This window comes from Pseudomonas sp. TUM22785 (genome assembly GCF_028198105.1).
GTDB lineage: Bacteria > Pseudomonadota > Gammaproteobacteria > Pseudomonadales > Pseudomonadaceae > Metapseudomonas > Metapseudomonas solani.
Genome location: NZ_CP116239.1, coordinates 2267919 through 2292374, shown reverse-complemented (window position 1 = coordinate 2292374; position 24456 = coordinate 2267919). Strand labels below are relative to the sequence as shown.

Below are 24456 nucleotides of genomic sequence, written 5' to 3'. Positions count from 1 at the left end.
CGGTTAGCACCATGTCCCGAAGCCAGCGCCTGCTCGACCTGCTGCAGATCCTCCGCCGCCACCGCTACCCCGTCGCCGGGCACGCCCTGGCCAGTGAGCTGGGCATCAGCCTGCGCACCCTCTACCGCGACATCGCCACCCTGCAGCAACAGGGCGCCAACATCGAAGGGGGCGCCGGGCTGGGCTACGTGATGCGGCCCGGCTTCGAACTGCCGCCGCTGATGTTTTCCCTGGGCGAGATCGAAGCCCTGGTGCTCGGGATGCGCTGGGTCGCCCGCCGGGGCGACCGCCAGCTGATGGCGGCCGCGCGTGACGTGCTGGCCAAGGTCGGCGCGGTGCTGCCGCCGGCCCTGCGCGAGGAGCTGGAGACCAGCACCCTGCTGATCGGCCCGGCACCGGCCAGCGAAGTCCCCGATGCGCTGCTGGAGCAGGTGCGTGAGGTCATCCGCCGGGAACATCGCGTGCAGCTCGGCTACCGCGATGTGGAGGGCCAGGCGTCGCAACGGGTGGTCTGGCCCTTCGCCCTGGGCTACTTCGAGCAGACCCGGGTGCTGGCCGCCTGGTGCGAGCTGCGCCAGGCCATGCGCCACTTCCGCCTCGACCGGGTGGACGACCTGCTCGACCTGGGCCAGCGCTACCCGCGACGACGCCAGGTGCTGCTGCGCGAATGGCGCGAACTGCACGGCATCGCCGAGCAATAAGGCTGCTGCCAGAAACTGACAGAGGTGGGGCCTAGCCTGCGCGCATCGAGTGACGACGCCCGTCGCTCCGCATCGGAGACCCATCCAATGATCGCCCCCAACCTGCTCAACCTGTATGTCGACGACCCCGTGCGCAGTGCCGCTTTCTATCGGCGCCTGCTGGCGCGCGAGACCGTCGAGCACAGCCCGGGCTTCGCCCTGTTCGTCTTCGACAACGGCTTCAAGCTTGGCCTCTGGGCCCGCGACGGCGTGAAGCCTGCCACCACTGTGCCGTGCGGTGGCAGCGAGCTGTGCGTCCAGGTCGACAGTGACGACGACGTGCACCGCCTGCATCAGCTCTGGCAGGAACAGGGCGTGGAGATCGTCCAGGCGCCGGAGGCCATGGACTTCGGCTACACCTTCAGCGGCATCGACCCCGACGGCCACCGCCTACGGGTCTACCACCTGACGCTGTAAAGGGTTACCGGCCGCCTGCCTGTGGCCGGGCGGCCGCACACCGCCCGGCTGCTGGCACCGTGCCGCCTCACTGGCCCGCGACGATGCAGTTCGTCGCCTAACTGGAACCTCGCTGAACTTCCGGGATCGTGCCGGTCCCAACAGGGGCTTATTCCCCCGGCCTCAAGGACAGCCCGTGATCGATCTCAGCACCTGGAAACTCGACATCCCCGCCCACCAATCCGCCACGCTCATCACCACCCAGCGCCTTAACAACGGCTATGAAAGCCAGTACTTCCGTCGCAACGACGACGGCAGCGTGACCTTCTGGGTGCCCGTCACCGGCAGCACCAGCGAAGACGCCCGCTACCCCCGCAGCGAACTGCGCGAGACCCAGGCCGACGGCACCCTGAGCTACTGGAACTACCAGAGCGCCGACAATTACCTGAGCGCGGTGCTCTCGGTGCAGCAGGTGCCGAGCAAGAACAAGATCATCATCGGGCAGATCCACAGCAAGGACGAAGCCGGCAGCGAGAACGACCCGCTGCTGAAGCTGCAGTACCACTACAAGGACGGCACCGGCCGCCTCGAGGCCCTGCTGCGCAAGCGCCCCGGCGACAAGGAGGTGGAGAACATCCTGCTGGCCGAGAACGTCGACCTGGGCGAGCGCTTCGGCTACGACCTGCGCCTCACCCCCAGCGGGCGCCTGGGCATCACCGTCACCAGCAAGGGCGATGACGGCGGCCTGTTCCGCCAGCTGAGCGGCTACTGGGGCAACCAGCAGCTCTACTTCAAGGCCGGCGCCTATATCCAGGACAACAGCGGCCCGAGCAACGAAGGCGGCCGGGTGACCTTCTACTGGCTCAACGGCCTGCACCGCTAAGCCTCATTCAGTCGGCGAATGGCCACATAGCGGCGGCGGCGCGGGTAGAATCCGCCCGCCGTTGCCACGGCCCCTTCCCTACCGACGTACGAGGTTTGCACCCCGATGGCCCGCCTGACCCTGAACTTCCCCGAAGACCAGTTCTGCTACTCCACCCACCTGACCGTGCGGGTCACCGACATCAATGGCGCCAACCACCTGGGCAACGACTCGATGATCTCGATGATCTCCGAGGCCCGTGCGCGCTTCCTCTTCGACTTCGGCATCACCGAGACCGAGGGCGACGGCACCGGCATCATCGTCACCGACCTGGCCACCACCTACCGCGCCGAGGCCCATGCCCGCGACCAGCTGCTGTTCGAGGTGGGCGTGATGGACTTCAACCGCTACGGCGGCGACATCACCTTCCGCATCACCCGCCCGGCCGACGGCAAGCTGGTGGCCATGGCCAAGTCCGGCTTCGTGTTCTTCGACTACCACGCGTCGAAGGTGGTGGAGATGCCGGAGAAGTTCCGCAGCACCTTCCCCAAGGTCAACTGGCTGGACTGAACCCGCCCCCGCAGCTCCGCCCCGGTGCACGGGCGCGACAGCGCGCCCCCTTTTGCACCGGCGCCAGCCCCCGGCCACGCCGGCCGGCCCACTGCCAAACGCCTCTCTCGCACCGGCCGAAGCCAGGCAAATCAGGCACTTGCCCCGTCCGGCGGCATCGGTCTCGCTCCTTGGCCCGTCTCTTGCTCCACCCCCTCCACAGGTAGCCAACGGCGGTTGCCCGACTGAACGACAAAGGCGTCGCGTCACTGCGCAGAAATGCAGCCAGTGCGCGGCGCTTTTTTCGTTCCGGCCCCAGCGATGGGGCGGCTGGCGTGCCGTGATCCGGGCGCCCGCATGCGACCCACCCTACCCAGCCACGGCCAAGGCCGTGGCACGAAGCGCCACGAGCGCGACGTGTTCCGGGAGGGTGCGACCGCCGGGGCTGTCCCGCGGCGCGCCCTCCCGGCCCCCTGACGCAGATGAGGTGTTCGATGACTACGAGTTTCTGGAAGGCCGGCCACGCTCCCACCCTGTTCGCCGCATTTCTCTATTTCGACCTGAGCTTCATGGTCTGGTACGTGCTCGGCCCGCTGGGCGTGCAGATCGCCGCTGACCTGCAGCTGACCACCCAGCAACGCGCCATGATGGTCGCCACGCCCATCCTCGCCGGGGCCGTGCTGCGCTTCCTGCTGGGCCTGCTGGCCGACCGTACCTCACCGAAATCCGCCGGGCTGTTCGGCCAGGTGGTGGTGATCGCCGCGCTGTTCACCGCCTGGCAACTGGGCATCCACAGCTATGAGCAGGCGCTGCTGCTGGGCCTGTTCCTCGGCTTCGCCGGGGCCTCCTTCGCCGTGGCCCTGCCGCTGGCCTCGCAGTGGTACCCGCCGCAGCACCAGGGCAAGGCGCTGGGCATCGCCGGGGCCGGCAACTCCGGCACCGTGCTGGCGGCGCTGTTCGCCCCGGGGCTGGCCGCGCTGTTCGGCTGGAACAACGTGTTCGGCCTGGCGCTGATCCCGCTGGTGCTGACCCTGGCGATCTTCGTCCTGGCCGCGCGTAATGCCCCCAACCGCCCGGCGCCGAAATCCCTCGCCGACTACATGAAGGCCCTGGGTGACCGCGACAGCTGGTGGTTCATGTTCTTCTACAGCGTCACCTTCGGCGGGTTCCTCGGACTGGCCAGCACCCTGCCCGGCTACTTCCACGACCAGTACGGCCTGGAGCCGGTGACCGCCGGCTACTACACCGCCGCCTGCGTCTTCGCCGGCAGCCTGATGCGCCCCCTGGGCGGCGCCTTCGCCGACCGCATCGGCGGCATCCGCACCTTGCTGGTGGTCTACACCGTGGCCGCCATCTGCATCGCCGCCGTGGGCTTCCACATCTCAAGCGCCACTGCTGCCCTGGCCCTGTTCGTGGTGGCCATGCTCAGCCTCGGTGCCGGCAACGGCGCGGTGTTCCAGCTGGTGCCGCAGCGCTTCCACAAGGAAATGGGTGTGATGACCGGGCTCATCGGCATGGCCGGCGGCATCGGCGGCTTCTGCCTCACCGCGGGCCTGGGCGCCATCAAGCAGCACACCGGCGACTACCAGCTGGGCCTGTGGCTGTTCGCCAGCCTCGGCGTGCTGGCCTGGTTCGGCCTCTACGGCGTGAAGCTGCGCTGGCGCACCACCTGGGGCTCGGCGACCGTCACCGCGGCGCGCGTCTGAGCGCCATGGGGCTGAAACTGAGCTTCGGCGAGGCCAGCGCCATCGGCCCGCGCAGCGAGAACCAGGACGCCCTGCGGGTGGTGACGCCCGCACCGGCCCTGGCCGCCAGCAAGGGCTACCTGTTCGCCCTGGCCGATGGCGTCAGCCAGTGCGCCGACGGCGGCCTGGCCGCGCGTGCCACCCTGCAGGCACTGGCGCTGGACTACTACGCCACGCCGGAAACCTGGGCGGTGGCGCAATCCCTCGACCGCCTGCTGCTGGCCCACAATCGCTGGCTGCAGGCCAGCGGCGGCGGCCAGCCGCTGCTGACCACCCTCACCGCCCTGGTGCTGCGCGGCCGCCGCTTCACCCTCGCCCATGTCGGCGACTGCCGCGCCTACCGCTGGCGCGCCGGGCAGCTCGACCGCCTCAGCGAGGACCACGTCTGGGACCAGCCCGGCATGCAGCACGTGCTCAAGCGCGCGCTGGGGCTGGATCAGCACCTGGTGGTGGATTACCTGGATGGCGAGCTGCAGGAGGACGAGCACTTCCTCCTGGTCAGCGATGGCATCTGGGCGGTGCTCGGCGATGCCGGCATCCTGCGCATCCTCCAGGACGAACCCGAGCCCGAGGCGGCCAGCCGCGCCCTGGTCGCCGCCGCGCACCTGGCCGGCGGCCAGGACAACGCCAGCGCGCTGCTGGTGCGGGTCGACGGCCTGCCCCCCAGCGGCCTGGCCGATGCCCTGGCGCAACTGGAGGATTGGCCGCTGCCGCCGGAGCTGCGCCCGGGCCAGCTGTTCGAGGGCTGGTGGGTGCAGGGGCTGCTGGCCGAGTCGCGCCAGTCGCTGCTCTACCGCGTGCTCGACGACGCCGGCCAGCCCTGGCTGCTGAAGACCCTGCCGCCCGCGCGCCACGACGAACCCGCCGCCGGGCCGGCGCTGCTGCAGGAAGAGTGGTTCCTGCGGCGCGTGGCCGGGCGCCACTTCGCCGAGGTGCACCCACTGCCGCAGCGCCAGCACCTGTACTACCTGCAGCGCGAGTACCCGGGGCAGACCGTGGCCGAACGGCTGCGCCAGGCCGGGCCGCTGGCGCTGACCGAGTGGCTGGACCTCGCCCCGCGTCTAGTCAGGGCCCTGGGCATGCTGCACCGGCGCAACATCCTGCACCGCGACATCAAGCCGGAGAACCTGCTGCTCGGCGAGGACGGCGAGCTGCGCCTGCTGGACTTCGGCCTGGCCTATTGTCCGGGCCTGTCCCAGGACGAGGCCCACAGCCTGCCGGGCACGCCCAGCTACATCGCCCCCGAGGCCTTCAACGGGGTACAACCGTCCGCGCAGCAGGATATCTACGGGGCGGGCGTCACCCTCTATCAACTGCTCACCGGGCACTACCCCTTCGGCGAGATCGAGGCCTTCCAGCACCCGCGCTTCGGCACGCCGACGCCCGCCAGCCGCTACCGCCCGGACCTGCCCGCCTGGCTCGACGAATGCCTCGGCCGCGCCCTGGCCAGCGACCCCGGGCAACGCTTCGAGACAGCGGAGGAATGGCTGCTGGCCCTGGAACAGGGCGAGCGCAAGGCGCTGGCGAGCAAGCCGCGCCCACTGCTGGAGCGCGAGCCGCTGAAGGTCTGGCGCGGCATCGCCCTGCTGTCGTTGCTGGCCAACCTGGCGCTGCTGGTGCTCTGCCTGCACGGCTGACGCACCGATGCCGGGCAAGCCGCCCCGAAGCGGTGCAGAAGAGCCTCCGGCGTAGCTCGCAAAGGCCCGCCGGAGCCACGGAAAGCAGGGCCTGGCAGAGTTGGCACAAGCCCTGCAATGGCTCCACCACAATCTACAAAAAGCGCCCACCTCAACGTAGAGATGGCACTTTCCCGATAGAACGGGACTTGGACAAAGGCGTCCTGCTGGCAACAGCGGGACGCCTTTTTTGTTTGCCCGGAATTCATGCAGGAGCCTCGCCCATGAACAGACCCAGGCTGGTGATGATCGGCAACGGCATGGCCGGAGTGCGCACCCTGGAAGAGCTGCTCAAGCTCGCCCCGGATCTCTACGACATCACGGTGTTCGGCGCCGAGCCGCACCCCAACTACAACCGCATCATGCTGTCGCCGGTGCTGGCGGGCGAGCAGGCCTTCGAGGACATCGTCCTCAACGACCTGGAGTGGTACGCCGGGCACGGCATCCGCCTGCTGCTCAACCGCAGCGTGGTGAAGATCGACCGGCGCCGCCGCCTGGTGATCGCCGACGACGGCACCGAGGCCGCCTACGATCGCCTGGTGATCGCCACAGGCTCTTCGCCCTTCATCCTGCCGGTGCCGGGCAACCGCCTGCAGGGCGTGATCGGCTACCGCGACATCGCCGATACCCGGCAGATGATCGACACCGCCCGCAGCCACAGTCACGCGGTGGTGATCGGCGGCGGCCTGCTCGGCCTGGAGGCGGCCAATGGCCTGCGCCAGCGCGGCATGCAGGTGACCGTGGTGCACCTCGCTGACTGGCTGCTGGACCGCCAGCTGGACCGCACCGCCGGGCAGCTGCTGCAGGAAGCGCTGGAGGCTCGCGGCATCCGCTTCCGCCTGGGCACCCACACCGAGGAGCTGCTGGACAACGGCGAGGGCCGGGTCTGCGCGGTGCAGTTCCAGGGCGGCGAGGTGATCGCCGCCGACCTGGTGGTGATGGCCGCCGGCATCCGCCCCAACGTCGCCCTGGCCGAGCGCGCCGGCCTGCCTTGCAACCGCGGCATCCTGGTCAGCGACACCCTGCAGACCAACGATCCGCGCATCTACGCCATCGGCGAATGCGCCAGCCACCGCGGCATCGCCTACGGCCTGGTGGCACCGCTGTTCGACCAGGCCGGCGTCTGCGCCAACCACCTGGCCCAGCTCGGCTTCGCCCGCTACCAGGGCTCGGTGGTCTCCACCAAGCTCAAGGTCACCGGCATCGACCTGTTCTCCGCCGGCGACTTCATGGGCGGCGAAGGCACCGAAAGCATCACCCTCTCCAACCCCCTCGACGGCATCTACAAGAAGCTGGTGATCAAGGACGGCGTGCTGGTGGGTGCCTGCCTGTTCGGCGACACCGCTGACGGCAGCTGGTACTTCCGCCAGGTGCAGGCACGCACCGACATCAGCCACCTGCGTGACCGCCTGATTTTCGGCGAGACCCTGGCAGCCGAGAACCCCGAGCCAGCGGCCGAACCGCGTTGCGCCGAGCCGGCGCGCATTCCCGTGCGCCTGCTACAAAGCGCCTGAACCCCTTCACAGGAACCTTCGTCATGAGCCGGACCACCGCCTCCACCTGCTGCTACTGCGGCGTCGGCTGCGGCGTGCTGATCGAGCACGACGACGCGCGCATCCTCGGTGTCGCCGGTGACCCGGCGCACCCGGCCAACTTCGGCCGCCTGTGCAGCAAGGGCTCCACCCTGCACCTGACCGGCGACCTCCAGGCCCGCGCGCTGTACCCGGAACTGCGCCTGGGCAAAGGCCTGGCACGCAGCCGCACAGACTGGGACAGCGCCCTGGACCACGCCGCCGCGCGCTTCGCCGAAACCATCGCCGAGCACGGGCCGGACAGCGCGGCCTTCTATGTCTCGGGCCAGTTGCTGACCGAGGACTACTACGCCTTCAACAAGCTGGCCCGCGCCCTGGTGGGCACCCACAACATCGACAGCAATTCGCGGCTGTGCATGTCCTCCGCCGTGGTCGGCTACAAGCGCAGCCTGGGGGCCGACGCGCCGCCCTGCTCCTACGAGGACATCGAGCAGAGCGACTGCGTGCTGATCGCCGGCAGCAACATGGCCTTCGCCCACCCGGTGCTGTTCCGCCGCCTGGAAGAGGCCAAGGCCAAGCGCCCGGACATGCGCCTGATCGTGGTCGACCCGCGCCGCACCGACACCTGCGAGCTGGCCGACCTGCACCTGGCGATCACCCCGGGCAGCGACGTGGCGCTGTTCCACGGCATCCTCCACATCCTGCTCTGGGAGGGCTGGGTGGACCGGCGCTTCATCGAGCGCCACACCGAAGGCTTCGATGCGCTCAAGGAGCGCGTGCGCGACTTCGGCCCGGCACGGGTGGCCGAGCTGTGCGGCATCGACAGCGCCGACCTGCTGCGCTGCGCCGAGTGGATCGGCCGCACGCCGAGCTTCCTCTCGCTCTGGTGCATGGGCCTGAACCAGTCCAGCGCCGGCAGCGCCAAGAACAGCGCACTGATCAACCTGCACCTGGCCACCGGGCAGATCGGCCGCGTCGGCGCCGGGCCCTTCTCCCTCACCGGCCAGCCCAACGCCATGGGTGGCCGCGAAACCGGCAGCCTGTCGAACCTGCTGCCAGGCCATCGCGAAGCGGGCAATGCCGAGCACCGCGCCGAGGTGGCGGCCTACTGGGGCGTCGAGCGCCTGCCGGAAACACCGGGGCTGTCGGCCATCGACCTGTTCGACGCCGTGGGCGACGGGCGCATCAAGGCGCTGTGGATCGTCTGCACCAACCCGGCCCAGTCCCTCCCCGACCAGCAGCGGGTGCACGCGGCACTGGCTGCCTGCCCCTTCGTGGTCGTGCAGGAAGCCTTCTTCACCACCGAGACCTGCCGCCACGCCGACCTGCTGCTGCCCGCTGCCAGCTGGGGCGAGAAGGAAGGCACCGTGACCAACTCCGAGCGGCGCATCAGCCATGTGCGCCCGGCCGTGCCGGCACCGGGCGAGGCGCGCCCGGACTGGGCCATCGCCTGCGACTTTGCCCGGCGCCTGGAACACCACCTGCGCCCCGGCCAGCCCAGCCTGTTCGACTTCGACAGCCCCGAAGCACTGTTCGAGGAGTACAAGCCGCTCACCGCCGGCCGCGACCTGGACCTGACCGGCATCGGCTACGGCCTGATCGACACCCAGGGTCCGCAGCAATGGCCCTACCCCGCCGGCGCCCGGCAAGGCACCGCGCGCCTCTATGGCGACGGCCGCTTTCCCACACCGAGCGGTCGTGCACAGTTCGTCGCCGACCCTTACCTCGCCCCCCAGGAGCGTCGCGAACTGCGCTACCCATTGACCCTGAACACGGGACGCCTGCGCGACCAGTGGCATGGTATGAGCCGCACCGGCACCGCGGCCCAGTTGTTCGGCCACGTGGAGCAGGCGCAACTGGGGCTGCACCCGGCGGAAATGCGCCGCCGCCAGCTCAAGGACGACCAATTGGTGCGGGTGAAGAGCCGGCGCGGCGAGCTGGTGGTGCCGGTCAAGAGCGATGACTCGCTGCGCCCCGGCCAGGCCTTCCTGCCGATGCATTGGGGCGACCGCTTCCTCAAGGGGCTGGGCGTCAACGTGCTGACCACCCCGGCCTACGATCCGCTCTCGAAGCAGCCGGAACTCAAGCATGCGGGCGTGGAGGTGGAGCGGGTGGAGCTGCCCTGGCAGCTCTTCGTGCTGGTGGAGGGTGACGTGCAGGCGCACTTCGAAGCCCTCCGACCGCTGTGCGAGGCCTTCACCTACGCCAATCTGGGGCTGGTCGGGCGCGAACGTCCTGCCCTGGTACTGCGCGCGGCCCATGCAACAGCCCCGGATGTCGCACTGCTGGAGCGTATCGACCAGCTGCTGCAACTGGATCAGGGGCCGGTGATGAGTTACGACGACCCGCAGCGCGCGGTGGGCAAGCGCGTGCGTATCGAGCAGGGGCGCATCACTGCGCTGCGCCTGGCGGGCGAAACCACCGCATGGGGCTGGCTGAAGAGCCTGTGGCAGGAAGGCCGCATGGACGCGGAACTGCGGCGCTGGCTGCTGGCCCCTCTGAGTGCACCGCCAGGTGCCAGTGCTGCAGCCGGCGCCAATCGCACCCTGTGCAACTGCATGAACGTCAGCCTGCAGGCCGTGCAGGCGGGCATCGTCCAGGGGCTGGACCTGGCGGGGCTGAAAGAAGCATTGGGGTGCGGCACGCGTTGCGGCTCCTGCGTACCGGAAATCAAGAGAATGCTGGCGGCGCAACCGATGCCGACCGCAGTGAATGCCTGAGGAGAAGCCCATGAATGGCAAGGTCTGGCTGGTGGGTGCGGGGCCCGGTGACCCGGAGCTGCTGACGCTGAAAGCAGTGCGGGCGCTCAACAGCGCCGAGGTGGTGATGATCGACGACCTGGTCAACCCGGCGGTGCTGGAGCACTGCCCGGGCGCCCGGGTGATCCGAGTCGGCAAACGCGGGGGCTGCCGCTCGACGCCCCAGGCCTTCATCCATCGCCTGATGCTGCGCTACGCACGCCAGGGCAAGCGCGTGGTGCGCCTCAAGGGCGGCGACCCTTGCATCTTCGGCCGGGGTGGCGAAGAGGCGCAGTGGCTGGCCGAGCGTGGCGTGGAGAGCGAGCTGGTCAACGGCATCACCGCCGGGCTGGCGGGTGCCACCCAGTGCGGCATCCCCCTGACCCTGCGCGGCATCAGCCGGGGCGTCACCCTGGTCACCGCCCACACCCAGGATGACAGCGAACCCGAGTGGCAGGCCCTGGCCCGCAGCGGTACCACGCTGGTGGTGTACATGGGCGTGGCGCGCCTGGCGGCGGTCCGTGAAGGCCTGCTAGCCGGCGGCATGGCGGCGGATATGCCGGTGGCGATGATCGAGAACGCCTCCCTGCCCCATCAACGTGAATGCCGCAGCACGCTGGCACAGATGCAGGCCGACGCCAGCGACTTCCAGCTGAAGAGCCCGGCGATCCTGGTGATCGGCGAGGTGGCGGGCGAGGCCTTAGCGGTAGCCGAAGCGCTGAGCGCCTGATCCGTAGGTGGTACCGAGCGCGGCGAGGCCCAACAGCGCTCCATCCGGCCTCGCAATGTTGGGTTTCGTACCTCCACCCAGCCTACGGTGCAGCCGGCCCACGATGCGTTTACCTCCTGGCACTTTTCTCCAGGCAAAGAAAAACCCGGCCGAGGCCGGGTTTTTCAGAGCTCAGACCAATTACTTGGCTTGGGCTTCTACTTCAGCTTCTACGCGACGGTTAACAGCGCGGCCAGCGTCGGTAGCGTTGTCAGCAACCGGGCGGGACTCACCGTAACCAACCGAGTTGACGCGCTCGGAACCTACGCCGTACTGGTTGACCAGGACTTCACGAACGGCGTTGGCACGACGCTCGGACAGTTTCTGGTTGTAGGCGTCGGTGCCGACGGAGTCGGTGTGGCCTTCAACGGTGGTGGTGGTCGACGGGTACTGGTTCATGAAGTCAGCCAGGTTCTTGATGTCGCCGTAGCTTTCTTCTTTGACCTTGGACTTGTCGAAGTCGAACTTCACGTCCAGCTCAACGCGAACGACTTCGGCAACAGCCGGGCAGCCATCGGCGTCAACGGTGACGTTGGCCGGGGTGTCCGGGCACTTGTCGACGTTGTCGCAGACGCCGTCGTTGTCGCTGTCGGAGCAGACTTCGGCAACCGGAGCCGGAGCCGGCTCGGCAGCGGGCTTGGAGCCACCACCGAAGTTCACGCCAACACCCACGCCAGCGGCCCACTCGGACTCGCCCACATCGATGTTGTACATGCCGTCCAGGCCGGCTTTGGCGTAGAAGTTCTCGGTGAAGTAGTACTTCAGGCCAGTGCCGATGTTGGCGAAGGTGCTGTGGTCACGACCGGTACGCGCCGGAACGTTGCTGATGCTCTGGTGAGCGAAGCCAGCGGAGACGTACGGACGCAGGCCGACACCCGGGGTGCCGAAGTGATAGATGGCATCGAGGCCAGTCTGGCTGCCCTTGATGTTCTTGTTACCGGTGTCGTTTTCGGAACGAATGTCGTGAAACTCGCCGTAGGACAGAGCCAGTTCGACGTCGTCGGTCAGGTAGTAACCAACCGAGCCACCGAGCAGGTTGCCGTTGGACAGATCACGCGAGCTGTCGGTGAAGTAGCGCTTGCCGAAAGCCTCCACCTCGACAGCGCCTTGGCCTTGCGCCAGCGCGTTCAGAGAAAGTGCGGCGACGAGAGAGCCAACGGCTACGCCTAAGGTGTTTTTCAGTTTCATCCGTAAATCCCCATCTTGGTTGTCAGTAAGTTGTCGAACAATCTCGAGGACAACTTGGTGCGCAAGTTTACCAGAACTCGCTGATCTAAGAGATTAATTTTCCCCAACTAAGTTTCGGTCAATCCTGAAAATTTTTCTCTCAAGCGGTCCAGCGCACGCTTGTATCGCATCTTCGTGGCGCTAAGACCCATATGCATAATGTCAGCAATTTCCTGAAATTCCAGTTCTGCGACAAAGCGCAGCACCAGGATTTCACGATCGATCGGGTTCACATGCACCAGCCATCGCTCAAGGCCTCCACGCTCTTCGAGCTTGGGTGCCTTCTCCTCCGAGGCCTCCTCGAGAGGATCGAGACTCAGGGCATCAAGTAAACGACGTTTACGACGCTCTTTCCGATATTGGGTAATACATTCGTTATACGTGATGCTGTAGAGCCATGTCTTGAACTTGGACTTCCCTTCGAAGTTCTTCAGTCCATAGAGCACCTTCAGCATCACCTCCTGACAGACATCGTCAGCGTCTCGTTCGTTCCCCAAATATCGGGCACAAACGTTGAACAGGGTGCGCTGGTAGCGACGCATGAGCTCTTCATAGGCACGCGTGACGTGAAACAGCTCCACATGGGCGCGCTCCACCAGCTCTTCGTCGGAGAGCTCGCGGGGGTCGTAGCGCAGGGAAAGCGATTGGGGCTTGTTCAAAACAGGTCGGGCCGACAGTCAGGTCAGGAGCCGCTGGAGCGCGGGGGCGCGCTCCGCTATGGCGGCATACATTAGCAGGGATGGCGCGCCGTGTTAGCGGCTCGTTACCCGCTGGTCGAGCAATGTCCGGTTGGACACGGAGACCAGTTCGCCTTCATCGGTGAGGAGGATGGTCTTCACCGTGCCTATTTCCTCGATCTGTCCTTCGACATCGCCTACCTTGACGTCCTGTCCTACCTGATAGAGCTCACGCACATAGATGCCGGCGATGATCTGCCCGGCGATGTCCCGGCTGCCCAGCCCCAGCGCCAGCGCCGCAGCGAGGCCGATGGAGATGAGCACGATGGCGATGACGTTGTTCAGCAGGTCGGTCTTGACCTCCAACTGCCCGATGGCCACCGAGATGCTGATGATGATCACCAGGCCCTGGGCGATGCGCCCCAGGCCGTGGGCGTAGTCCAGCCCGACACCTTCGGCGGCGCCACGGACGATGCCGCTGACCAGCTGCGCCAGGAGCACGCCGGCCAGCAGCACCAGGGCCGCACCCAGCACCTTGGGCAGGTACAGGGCGAGCATGTCGAGGGTGGCGGAAACACGGTCGAGGCCCAGGGATTCGGCAGCGGAGACCAGGAAGATCAGCAGCACGAACCAGTAGACGATCTTGCCGATCAGCGTGGAAACCGGCACCTGGATGCCGACGCGGGCGAGGATCTTGGTCAGCCCTGTGCCGCCCATCAGGCGGTCGAGGCCGAGCTTGGCCAGCAGCTTGGACAGCAGGGTGTCGAGCAGCTTGGCCACCACGAAGCCCAGCAGGACGACGACCAAGGCGCCGAACAGGCGCGGGATGAAGCCGGCCACCGGTGTCCACACCGTGGTCATGGCGTTAACGATACCTTGGGTCCAGGGGTCGAATTCCATGTTCAATCAGCCTTGTCAGCAGAGCGTTTCGATGAGGGGCGGCGAGAGACCGGCGCCACGTGGGCCGAGCCGTTGTTGAGGGCGATCATCATGGCTTCGGCCCAATGGCCGAGCAGGCTGAACAGATCGCCGACGCCAACCTGACGGTTGGCGGTCTTGAGCACGCGGCCCAGCGCGGCGTTGTCATCATGGTCGGATGACGAACGCTTGAGCAGGTCCCGCAGGGATTCTTCGAACGGATCGTGCATGCGCACCTCGCGTGGATATGTCGGCTAGACGAGGCCAGCGTTCAACAGGTCACATCAGAGCCAGCGCAGGCGACGGAAAAGCCACCACTGGAAGGTGGCCACCCCGAGGATCAGCAGGCAGGCGACGACGAAGCCATAGGGCGCATCGGCACCGGGGATACCCCCGACGTTGATGCCCAGCAGGCCGGTGATGAAGCTCATGGGCAGGAAGAAGCCGGTGATGATGCCGAGCAGGTACATGGTGCGGGTCATGCGCTCGCTCATGCGCCGGTTCTCCGACTCCAGCACCAGGCCGACGCGCTCGCGGATCAGCTCCAGCTCTTCCAGGTAACGGGTGAGCCGGTTGTTCAGCTCGCTCCAGTAATCGGTGTCATCGGTGGCGAACCAGCTCATGCGGTTGCGCATCAGCTGGCCGTAGATGTCCCGCTGTGGCGCGAGAAAGCGCTTGAGCCCGGCGGCGCGGCGGCGGATGTGCAGCATCAGGTCGTGATCGGGATTGAAGCGCTCATTGGCGTCCAGCAGCTCCTCCTGTTCATCGACCTCTTCGGAGAGCGTGGCGACCAGGGCATCGACCTTGTCGGTCAGGTGCTCGGCCAGGTACAGCAGCACCTCGGAAGCGGTCTTCGGCCCGGTACCGCTGCCCCACTGCTCGATCAATTCATCAGTGGCGTGCAAGGGGCGCAGGCGCAATGAGATGACGCGCTGCGCATCGGCGAAGATGCGCACCGCGACCATGTCCTCGGGTTGGGCGCCCGGATTGAGGTTCACACCCCGCAGGAACAGCAGCAGTTGGTGCTCCGGCAGGTTCACCAGGCGTGGCCGGGTGCTTTCCTCCAGCAGCAGGTCGCAGGCGAACTCGCTCAGCCCACTGGCCTCGCGCAGCCACTGGCGCGCCATGGCATGGCCACGATCCCAGTGCAGCCACAGGCTTTCCCGCTCCTGCAGCTGGATGACATCCAGCTCGTCCTTGGTGACGGAGCGTGCACCGCCCTCCCCGTCCAGGACATAGGCATGCACCAGCCCCCAGCGTACGTTGCGTTCCTCGACCATCCTCAGCGAGCGCCCCGTCCGGTCATTCAGGCATTTTCAGGGCTTGCGGGGAGACGATGATGCCGTTGTTGTCGGCATAGACGAACTCGCCCGGGCGGAAGGTGATGCCGCCGAAGGTCACAGCCACGTTGAGGTCGCCGATGCCGCGCTTGTCGGTCTTCATCGGATGGCTGGCCAGGGCCTGGACGCCGAGATCGGTCTGGGCGATGACGTCCACGTCACGGATGCAGCCGTACACGACTATGCCTTCCCAGCCATTCTTCGCGGCCTTCTCGGCCAGCATGTCGCCCAGCAGTGCGCGACGCAGGGAGCCACCGCCGTCCACCACCAGCACCTTGCCCTGGCCGGGCAGGTCGACCTGCTCCTTGACCAGCGAGTTGTCTTCGAAGCACTTGATGGTGACGATTTCGCCACCGAAGGAATCGCGGCCGCCGAAATTGCTGAACATCGGCTCGACGACCTGCACCAGGTCCGGATAGGCATCGCACAGATCAGGGGTGACGTATTGCATGACAAGGCTCCTTGATGGATTTACAGGTCGAGGCCGACACGATCACCGTCATAAGCCAGCGTCAGCCGAAGCAGCGGAGAACAGGCCGCATCGAGGGCGCGACCACTGTCCAGATCGAAGGCGATCCCGTGGCGGGAACAGCGCAGCACCCTACCTTCGAGCGTACCGTTGTGCAAGGGCGCGCCACGGTGCGGGCAGCGGTTTTCCAGGAGGATCGCCTGCTGATCAACGACGATCAGCAGCAGTTGCCGTCCCTGCAGCTGAAAGGTTCCGCGATAGCCATCCTGCAGATTGATCAGACGCTCCAGCGCAATGAACATGCGCCCTCCGGAATCGATGCGGCCCTGCATCTTTAGCACAGCACCGGAGCCCCTGGAATGGGGCTTCCGGCAAAAGGCGCGACAGTCAGGCGGCGGGAACCGCCTGGCCGAACGAGCCGGGAATCTCCAGGCGGTCGAGCCAATGCTCCACCAGCGGCCAGACTTCCTGCTGGGCGTGCTTGCTGACCAGCATCTCGATATGGCCGTAGTCATCGGCGAAGCCGTTCTCGCGGGACAGGCAGAGGAACTGCCGCGTCTCGCTGCCGAACTGTTCCAGCAGCTTGCGGCAGGCCCAGGCGGGGTCCTGCAGGTCACCGGCGGCACCCACCGCCAGCACCGGCACGCGCACTTCGGCAAGGCCTTTCCACCAGTCACGCTCGGCATCGCCGAAACGGCCGAACAGGCCGTGCCAGCGCAGGCTTTCCAGGCCGATGCCGATGGGTTCGTCTTCAGGCCCACGCTTGAGGCCAGGGCCGGACAGCACCGCCAGGCGCTTGAGCAGGAAGCGCCCGCCCCATTCCACCGGCGGCACTTTCAACGGCCAGTAGACACGGCTGATCTGGCTACCGAACAGCGCCACGGAGGCGGCCTCTTCCTCGCCCAAGTAATGCCCGCCCAGGGCGGCCGCGAGGGTGATGCCACCGAGCGAATGACCGATCCAGTGGGGCACCTGGCCTGCCTGTTCGCGGACGAAGGCAGCGATGGCCGGCAGGTCGTAGCGGGCGTAGTCGGCGACGCGGTTGCGCCGGTAGCCCTGGTTGCGCGGCGACAGGCCATGGCCACGCATCTCGGCGATCCACACATCGAAGCCGGCGCGGGCCAGGTACGGGCCGAGCCCCAGGCACTTGGGCGAATACCAGAAGCGACGGTTGGAGAAGCTGCCGTGCAGGAGCACCACGGGTACGCCGCGCTGCTCTTCATGGCCGACCAGGCCCAGGCGGGTGAGGACCAGTTCGACGCTGGAGTCGGGGCTGTTGCCGGGCTTGAGGCGATAGACGTCCTCCGTGATGTCGCCACGGAGTTCCGCGCTGATCAGCGCGACGGGGAATAGATCACTGCTGCTTTGCATGAATGCTACTTGCATGAAAAAGGGCGGGTTTGCAGCCCGCCCTTCTTCTGGTTGCGGTTAAAGGGTCACGCCTGGCCTTCGGCCAGGAAGAACCAGGTGTCGAGTACCGAGTCGGGGTTCAGCGACACGCTCTCGATGCCCTGCTCCATGAGCCACTTGGCCAGGTCCGGGTGGTCGGACGGGCCCTGGCCGCAGATGCCGATGTACTTGCCGGCCTTGTTGCACGCGGCAATGGCATTGGCCAGCAGCTTCTTGACCGCCGGATTACGCTCGTCGAACAGATGGGCGACGATGCCGGAGTCACGGTCCAGGCCCAGGGTCAGCTGGGTCAGGTCGTTGGAGCCGATGGAGAAGCCGTCGAAGAATTCGAGGAACTCGTCGGCCAGCAGGGCGTTGGACGGCAGCTCGCACATCATGATGACCTTGAGGCCGTTCTCGCCGCGCTTCAGGCCATTGCTGGCCAGCAGATCGACCACCTGGCTGGCTTCGCCCAGGGTACGGACGAAGGGCACCATGATCTCGACGTTGGTCAGGCCCATGTCGTTGCGCACTTTCTTCAGGGCACGGCATTCCAGCTCGAAGCAGTCACGGAAGGATTCGCTGATGTAGCGCGAGGCGCCACGGAAGCCGAGCATCGGGTTCTCTTCTTCCGGCTCGTAGAGCTTGCCGCCGATCAGGTTGGCGTACTCGTTGGACTTGAAGTCCGACAGGCGCACGATGACCTTTTTCGGCCAGAAGGCCGCGGCCAGGGTGCTGATGCCCTCCACCAGCTTCTCGACGTAGAAGCCGACCGGGTCGTCGTAGCCGGCGATGCGCTTCTCGACGCTGTCCTTGATCTCGGCGGGCAGGCCGGCGAAGTTCAGCAGCGCCTTGGGGTGCACGCCGATCATGCGGTTGATGATGAATTCCAGGCGCGCCAGGCCTACGCCTTCGTTGGGCAGCTGGGCGAAGTCGAAGGCGCGGTCCGGGTTGCCGACGTTCATCATGATCTTGAACGGCAGCTCGGGCATGGCGTCGACCGAGTTCTTGCGGATGTCGAAGCCCAGCTCGCCTTCGAAGATGAAGCCGGTATCGCCCTCGGCGCAGGAAACGGTCACGCCCATGCCGTCCTTCAGCACCTGGGTGGCGTTGCCGCAGCCGACTACAGCCGGGATACCCAGCTCACGGGCGATGATCGCAGCGTGGCAGGTACGGCCGCCACGGTTGGTGACGATGGCGCTGGCGCGCTTCATCACCGGCTCCCAGTCCGGGTCGGTCATGTCGGAGACCAGCACGTCGCCCGGCTGGACCTTGTCCATCTCGGAAACGTCGTGGATCACCTTCACCGGGCCGGCGCCGATGCGCTGGCCAATGGCACGGCCTTCTACCAGGACGGTGCCCTTTTCCTTCAGCAGGTAGCGCTCCATCACGGTAACGCTGGCACGGCTCTTCACGGTCTCGGGGCGGGCCTGCACGATGTACAGCTTGCCATCGTCGCCGTCCTTGGCCCACTCGATGTCCATCGGGCGGCCGTAGTGTTTTTCGATGATCAGGGCCTGCTTGGCCAGCTCGGTGACTTCGGCATCGGTGATGCAGAAGCGGGCGCGGTCGGCACGGTCGACATCGACGGTTTTCACCGACTTGCCGGCCTTGGCTTCGTCGCCGTAGATCATCTTGATCGCCTTGCTGCCCAGGTTGCGACGCAGGATCGCAGGGCGGCCGGCTTCCAGGGTGTGCTTGTGCACGTAGAACTCGTCGGGGTTCACCGCACCCTGCACCACGGTCTCGCCGAGGCCGTAGGCGCCGGTGATGAACACCACGTCACGGAAACCGGATTCGGTGTCCAGGGTGAACAGCACGCCGGCGGTGCCGGTTTCCGAACGCACCATGCGCTGCACGCCGGCGGACAGGGCGACCAGCTTGTGGTCGAAGCCCTGGTGCACGCGGTAGGCGATGGCACGGTCGTTGAAGAGGGAGGCGAAGACTTCCTTGGCCGCGCGGATCACGTTGTCCACGCCACGGATGTTGAGGAAGGTCTCTTGCTGGCCGGCGAAGGAGGCGTCCGGCAGGTCTTCGGCAGTGGCGGAGGAACGCACGGCCACGGCCATGTTGTCGTTGCCACCGGCCATGGCGGCGAAGGCGCTGCGGATCTCGGCATCGAGGCGCTGCGGGAATTCGGCGTCCATCACCCACTGGCGGATCTGCGCGCCGGTCTTGGCCAGGGCGGCGACGTCATCGACGTCAAGGGCGTCCAGCGCGGCGTGGATCTTGTCGTTGAGGCCACTCTGTTCGAGGAAGTCGCGATAGGCCTGCGCAGTAGTGGCAAAACCACCGGGAACGGATACCCCGGCGCCGGCCAGATTGCTGATCATCTCGCCGAGGGATGCGTTCTTGCCCCCCACATGCTCAACATCATGGACGCCGAGCTTATCGAGGGAAACTACGTACTCTACCAAGGGGAATCTCCACTATCTGTTGGATAAGCTCATGCGGAGTGGTCCGCAGCGTTCTGGCGCGAGGCCGGAAAAATAAGTCACAATGCAGGCCGGCGATGGCCCAGCAAAAACGGGCCTATGATAGCCAAGAATCGATCCCGACTTAAGGCCTTTGGCGCATGAAACGAACCGCTTTTTTCATCTCCGACGGTACCGGCATAACCGCTGAAACCCTCGGGCAGAGCCTGTTGGCGCAGTTCGAAACCATTACCTTCGCGAAGCTCACGCGGCCTTATATAGACAGCGTCGAAAAAGCGCGCGCCATGGTACAGCAAATCAATATAGCTGCCGAGGCAGACGGGGCCCGGCCCATCATCTTCGACACCATCGTCAACCAGGAAATCCGTGACATTCTCGCGACGTCCAACGGGTTCATGATCGACATCTTCTCGACCTTCCTTTCCCCGCTGGAACAGGAACTTACGTCGCACTCCTCCTACTCGGTGGGCAAGTCGCATTCCATCGCCCACAGCGCCAATTACATGGAGCGCATCGAGGCGGTGAACTTCGCCCTCGACAACGACGACGGCGCCCGCACCCACTACTACGACAAGGCCGATCTGATCCTCGTCGGCGTGTCCCGCTGCGGCAAAACGCCCACCTGCCTGTATATGGCAATGCAATACGGAATTCGTGCCGCAAACTATCCGCTGACCGAAGAGGACATGGAGCGCCTGCAACTGCCGGCCGCCCTGAAGAAGTACAAGGACAAGCTATTCGGCTTGACCATCGACCCGGACCGCCTCACCGCGATCCGCCACGAGCGCAAGCCCAACAGCCGCTACGCCAGCTTCGCCCAGTGCGAGTTCGAGGTCCGCGAAGTGGAAAACCTGTTCCGCCGGGAAAACATCGCCTACATCAACTCCACCCATTTCTCGGTGGAAGAGATCTCGGCGAAGATTCTCGTGGAGAAAGGCGTGGAGCGGAGGCTCAAGTAAGTCTTTTAGCTGGAAGCTGGAAAGCATTCGACTTCAAGCTTCAAGCTTCAAGCTTCAGGCTTCCAGCTTCAAGCTAATGCTCTAGAGCGCCTCCCCCGGAACTCTTACTACTCCCTCCATCAATATCCGCGCACTGCGACTCATGATCGCCTTGGTCACCTGCCACTGGCCGTCCACCTGGTGGGCTTCGGCGCCCACGCGCAGGGTGCCGGAGGGGTGGCCGAAACGCACCGCCGTGCGCTCGCCGCCGCCGGCCGCCAGGTTCACCAGGGTGCCCGGAATGGCCGCCGCAGTGCCGATGGCGACCGCCGCCGTGCCCATCATCGCGTGGTGCAACTTGCCCATGGACAGCGCCCGCACCAGCAGGTCGATGTCGCCGGCCTGTACTTCCTTGCCACTGGAGGTGACGTAGTTCTTCGCCGGCGCGACGAAGGCGATCTTCGGCGTGTGTTGGCGGGTCGCAGCTTCTTCCGGGGTCTTGATCAGACCCATGCACAGGGCGCCGGCGATGCGCAGTTTCTCGAAACGCGCCAGCTGTTCGGGGTCGCCATTGATCGCTTCGCGCAGCTCAGCACCGGTGTAGCCGATGTCCTGGGCGTTGACGAAGATGGTCGGGATGCCCGCGGTGATCATGGTCGCCTTGAAGGTGCCGACACCCGGCACGTCGAGGTCGTCCACCAGGTTGCCGGTGGGGAACATCGAGCCGCCCTCCTCGCCGTCGTCCGACGGGTCGAGGAACTCCAGCACGATCTCCGCCGCCGGGAAGGTCACCCCGTCCAGCTCGAAGTCGCCGGTTTCCTGCACCTGGCCGTTGGTGACCGGCACGTGGGCGATGATGGTTTTCTGGATATTCGCCTGCCAGATACGCACCACGCAGGTGCCGTTATCCGGAATGCGCGACGGGTCGACCAGCCCGGCGTGAATGGCGAAGGCGCCCGCCGCCGTGGACAGATTGCCGCAGTTGCCGCTCCAGTCGACGAAGGCCTTGTCGATGGAGACCTGGCCGTAGAGGTAGTCGACATCGTGGTCGGGCTGGCTGCTCTTCGACAGGATCACGCATTTGCTGGTGCTGGAGGTGGCGCCGCCCATGCCGTCGATGTGCGCGGCATAGGGATCGGGGCTGCCGATCACCCGCATGAACAGCCGGTCACGAGCCGCACCCGGTACCTGGCAGGGTTCGGGCAGGTCCTGCAGGCGGAAGAACACGCCCTTGCTGGTGCCGCCACGGATGTAGGTGGCGGGGACTTTCACTTGGGGTAGATGAGCCATGGCTTCGTCATCCTGGAATCTGTTGGGTATCGCCGCGCTCAACGCAGCCCAAGGGCCGCACGCGCTGCGCAGGTTGGGGCGGGCGAAGCGATACCCAGGGGGCATCGCTCCGCCCACCCCGCGTTCCCGTCAGGCCGCGGTCGCCTTGAGGAAGTCCTTGGCGAAGCGCTGCAGCACGCCGCCGGCCTTGTACACGCTGACGTCGGCGGCGGTGTCCAGGCGGCAGGTCACCGGCACCTCGACCACCTCGCCGTTGCGGCGGTTGACCACCAGGGTCAGGTCGCAGCGCGGCGAAACGTCGCCCTTGATGTCGTAGGTCTCGGTGCCGTCCAGGCCCAGGGTCAGGCGCGTAGTGCCCGCCTTGAACTCCACCGGCAGCACGCCCATGCCCACCAGGTTGGTACGGTGGATGCGCTCGAAGCCCTCGGCGACGATCACTTCCACGCCTGCCAGGCGTACGCCCTTGGCCGCCCAATCGCGGGACGAGCCCTGGCCGTAGTCGGCACCGGCGACGATGATCAGGTTCTGCTTGCGGTTCATGTAGGTTTCGATGGCTTCCCACATGCGCATCACCTGGCCTTCCGGCTCGACGCGCGCCAGCGAGCCCTTCTTCACCTGGCCATCGACCACGACCATTTCGTTCACCAGCTGCGGGTTGGCGAAAGTGGCGCGCTGGGCGGTCAGGTGGTCGCCACGGTGGGTGGCGTAGGAGTTGAAGTCCTCCTCCGGCAGGCCCATTTTCGCCAGGTACTCGCCAGCGGCGCTGTCCAGCAGGATGGCGTTGGATGGCGACAGGTGGTCGGTGGTGATGTTGTCCGGCAGGATCGCCAGCGGCAGCATGCCCTTGAGCGTGCGCTCGCCGGCCAGCGCGCCTTCCCAGTAAGGCGGGCGACGGATGTAGGTGGACATCGGGCGCCAGTCGTACAGCGGGCTTTCCGCCTCTTCCACGCTACCCAGGTCGAACATCGGGATGTAGACCTGCTTGAACTGCTCCGGCTTCACCGAGGCCGCGACTATGGCGTCGATCTCCTCGTCGCTCGGCCACAGGTCCTTCAGGGTGACCGGGTTGCCCTGGGCATCGGTGCCCAGCGGGTCCTGCTCGATGTCGAAGCGCACGGTGCCGGCGATGGCATAGGCCACCACCAGCGGCGGCGAGGCGAGGAAGGCCTGCTTGGCGTAGGGGTGGATGCGCCCGTCGAAGTTGCGGTTGCCCGAGAGTACGGCGGTGGCATACAGGTCGCGGTCGATGATCTCTTTCTGGATCACCGGGTCCAGCGCGCCGGACATGCCGTTACAGGTGGTGCAGGCATAGGCGACGATGCCGAAGCCGAGCTTCTCCAGCTCCGCCAGCAGCCCGGCCTCTTCCAGGTACAGCTTGGCGACCTTGGAGCCAGGGGCGAATGAGGTCTTCACCCAGGGCTTGCGCAGCAGGCCCAGTGCGTTGGCCTTCTTCGCCACCAGGCCGGCGGCGATGACGTTGCGCGGGTTGGAAGTGTTGGTGCAGCTGGTGATGGCGGCGATGATCACCGCGCCGTCGGGCATCAGGCCCTGGGCTTCCTCGCCACGGCCCGCTTCGAGCTTGGCTTCGTCGGCGATGCCGCGCTCGGCCAGTGCCGAGGTCGGCAGGCGGCGGTGTGGGTTGCTGGGGCCGGCCATGTTGCGCACGACGCTGCCCAGGTCGAACTCCAGCACGCGCTCGTACTCGGCGGTTTCCAGAGCGCTGCTCCACAGGCCGAGGGTCTTGGCGTAGTTCTCCACCAGCTCTACCTGCTCGGGCTCGCGGCCGGTGAGCTTGAGGTAGTCGATGGTCTGGCCGTCGATGTAGAACATCGAGGCGGTGGCGCCGTATTCCGGGCACATGTTGGAAATAGTCGCGCGGTCGCCGATGGACAGGCTGTCCGCACCCTCCCCGAAGAATTCGACGTAGGCGCCCACGACGCGTTCCTTGCGCAGGAACTCGGTGATCGCCAGGACGATGTCGGTGGCGGTGATGCCCGGCTTGCGCTGGCCGGTGAGCTTCACGCCGACGATGTCGGGCAGGCGCATCATCGACGGGTGGCCGAGCATCACGGTCTCGGCTTCGAGGCCGCCGACGCCGATGGCGATCACGCCCAGGGCGTCCACATGCGGGGTGTGCGAGTCGGTGCCGACGCAGGTGTCGGGGAAGGCGATACCGCCACGTGCCTGGATCACCGGGCTCATTTTCTCCAGGTTGATCTGGTGCATGATCCCGTTGCCGGCGGGGATCACATCGACGTTCTTGAACGCGGTCTTGGTCCAGTCGATGAAGTGGAAGCGGTCCTCGTTGCGGCGGTCCTCGATGGCGCGGTTCTTCTCGAAGGCGTCCGGGTCGAAGCCCGCCGCCTCCACGGCCAGGGAGTGGTCGACGATCAGTTGCGTCGGCACCACCGGATTGACCTTGGACGGATCACCGCCCTGCTCGGCAATGGCGTCACGCAGGCCGGCCAGGTCCACCAGCGCGGTCTGCCCGAGGATGTCGTGGCAGACCACGCGGGCCGGGTACCAGGGGAAGTCCAGGTCGCGCTTGCGGTAGACCAGCTGCTCCAGGGCAGCGACCAGCTCCTCCGGCTCGCAGCGGCGCACCAGCTGCTCGGCCAGTACGCGCGAGGTGTAGGGGAGCTTGGCCCAGGCGCCGGCCTGGATCGCCTCGACCGCCTCGGGGGCATCGAAGTAATCCAGCGCAGTGCCGGGCAGGCGTTTGCGGTGTTGGCTATTCACGGTGTCGTTCATGGTGTTTTCCATGAT

At 66.4% G+C, this 24456-nt stretch carries 20 protein-coding genes and 1 pseudogene; 10 read left to right on the top strand and 11 right to left on the bottom strand.

All coding sequences use genetic code 11. The annotated features are described in order from the left end of the window. Positions 1-11: 11 nt before the first annotated feature. From PI990_RS10680 to cobA, 9 genes and pseudogenes are all read left to right on the top strand, one after another. Positions 12-701, top strand: coding sequence for a helix-turn-helix transcriptional regulator (locus tag PI990_RS10680; protein WP_271660574.1), 690 nt, complete (start codon positions 12-14; stop codon positions 699-701). 87 nt (positions 702-788) lie between these two features. Next, on the top strand, positions 789-1157 hold the full coding sequence (locus PI990_RS10675) for a VOC family protein (protein WP_271660573.1): 369 nt from the start codon (positions 789-791) through the stop codon (positions 1155-1157). A 175-nt stretch (positions 1158-1332) separates the two neighbouring features. Beyond that, positions 1333-2019 (top strand): polysaccharide lyase family 7 protein, encoded by a 687-nt coding sequence (locus PI990_RS10670; protein WP_184489316.1) that lies wholly within the window; start codon positions 1333-1335, stop codon positions 2017-2019. Positions 2020-2124: 105 nt separating this feature from the next. Next, positions 2125-2568, top strand: a complete 444-nt coding sequence (locus PI990_RS10665) for a thioesterase family protein (RefSeq protein ID WP_021220305.1) — start codon at positions 2125-2127, stop codon at positions 2566-2568. 473 nt (positions 2569-3041) lie between these two features. Next, positions 3042-4253: an MFS transporter gene (locus PI990_RS10660; RefSeq protein WP_271660572.1), complete on the top strand. Its 1212-nt coding sequence runs from the start codon at positions 3042-3044 to the stop codon at positions 4251-4253. 5 nt (positions 4254-4258) lie between these two features. After that, entirely contained in the window at positions 4259-5929 is a 1671-nt protein-coding gene (locus PI990_RS10655) for a bifunctional protein-serine/threonine kinase/phosphatase (protein ID WP_271660571.1), read from the top strand. A 263-nt stretch (positions 5930-6192) separates the two neighbouring features. Beyond that, positions 6193-7392: pseudogene (locus PI990_RS10650) on the top strand (NAD(P)/FAD-dependent oxidoreductase); the annotation flags it as partial. A gap of 113 nt (positions 7393-7505) precedes the next feature. Next, positions 7506-10220 carry a nitrate reductase gene (locus tag PI990_RS10645; protein ID WP_271660570.1) on the top strand — a complete coding sequence of 905 codons (2715 nt, stop codon included), beginning with the start codon at positions 7506-7508 and terminating at the stop codon, positions 10218-10220. 10 nt (positions 10221-10230) lie between these two features. Beyond that, positions 10231-10968 carry a uroporphyrinogen-III C-methyltransferase gene (cobA, locus tag PI990_RS10640; protein ID WP_271660569.1) on the top strand — a complete coding sequence of 246 codons (738 nt, stop codon included), beginning with the start codon at positions 10231-10233 and terminating at the stop codon, positions 10966-10968. A 180-nt stretch (positions 10969-11148) separates the two neighbouring features. Here cobA and PI990_RS10635 read toward each other — a convergent pair whose 3' ends face one another. The 9 genes from PI990_RS10635 to ppsA form a co-directional block, all read right to left on the bottom strand. Further along, complete coding sequence (locus tag PI990_RS10635; protein ID WP_184489310.1) at positions 11149-12195, bottom strand: OmpA family protein; 1047 nt, start codon at positions 12193-12195, stop codon at positions 11149-11151. Positions 12196-12302: 107 nt separating this feature from the next. Further along, entirely contained in the window at positions 12303-12893 is a 591-nt protein-coding gene (gene sigX / locus PI990_RS10630) for an RNA polymerase sigma factor SigX (RefSeq protein WP_021220312.1), read from the bottom strand. A gap of 93 nt (positions 12894-12986) precedes the next feature. Beyond that, entirely contained in the window at positions 12987-13811 is an 825-nt protein-coding gene (locus PI990_RS10625; RefSeq protein ID WP_021220313.1) for a mechanosensitive ion channel family protein, read from the bottom strand. Positions 13812-13813: 2 nt separating this feature from the next. Beyond that, positions 13814-14059, bottom strand: coding sequence for a hypothetical protein (locus PI990_RS10620; protein WP_021220314.1), 246 nt, complete (start codon positions 14057-14059; stop codon positions 13814-13816). A gap of 54 nt (positions 14060-14113) precedes the next feature. Then, a complete protein-coding gene (locus PI990_RS10615; RefSeq protein WP_021220315.1) occupies positions 14114-15109 on the bottom strand; it encodes a zinc transporter ZntB in 996 nt (331 codons plus the stop codon). 22 nt (positions 15110-15131) lie between these two features. After that, positions 15132-15620, bottom strand: coding sequence for a ribonuclease E activity regulator RraA (gene rraA, locus PI990_RS10610; RefSeq protein ID WP_021220316.1), 489 nt, complete (start codon positions 15618-15620; stop codon positions 15132-15134). Between the two features lie 20 nt (positions 15621-15640). Then, a complete protein-coding gene (locus PI990_RS10605; RefSeq protein WP_271660568.1) occupies positions 15641-15940 on the bottom strand; it encodes a Rieske (2Fe-2S) protein in 300 nt (99 codons plus the stop codon). Positions 15941-16025: 85 nt separating this feature from the next. After that, the gene (locus tag PI990_RS10600; protein ID WP_184489309.1) at positions 16026-17009 is read right to left on the bottom strand and encodes an alpha/beta fold hydrolase; all 984 of its coding nucleotides are present in this window, start codon (positions 17007-17009) and stop codon (positions 16026-16028) included. Between the two features lie 65 nt (positions 17010-17074). Next, positions 17075-19444, bottom strand: coding sequence for a phosphoenolpyruvate synthase (gene ppsA, locus PI990_RS10595; RefSeq protein WP_031288051.1), 2370 nt, complete (start codon positions 19442-19444; stop codon positions 17075-17077). 158 nt (positions 19445-19602) lie between these two features. Here ppsA and ppsR point away from each other — a divergent pair, with 158 nt between their 5' ends. Beyond that, on the top strand, positions 19603-20421 hold the full coding sequence (gene ppsR / locus PI990_RS10590) for a posphoenolpyruvate synthetase regulatory kinase/phosphorylase PpsR (protein ID WP_043243287.1): 819 nt from the start codon (positions 19603-19605) through the stop codon (positions 20419-20421). 81 nt (positions 20422-20502) lie between these two features. Here the strand turns inward: ppsR and prpF are convergent, their stop codons facing one another. Both prpF and acnD read right to left on the bottom strand, forming a co-directional pair. Beyond that, the gene (gene prpF, locus PI990_RS10585; RefSeq protein ID WP_271660567.1) at positions 20503-21690 is read right to left on the bottom strand and encodes a 2-methylaconitate cis-trans isomerase PrpF; all 1188 of its coding nucleotides are present in this window, start codon (positions 21688-21690) and stop codon (positions 20503-20505) included. Between the two features lie 129 nt (positions 21691-21819). Beyond that, positions 21820-24429, bottom strand: a complete 2610-nt coding sequence (gene acnD / locus PI990_RS10580; protein ID WP_271661287.1) for a Fe/S-dependent 2-methylisocitrate dehydratase AcnD — start codon at positions 24427-24429, stop codon at positions 21820-21822. Between the last annotated feature and the right edge of the window lie 27 nt (positions 24430-24456).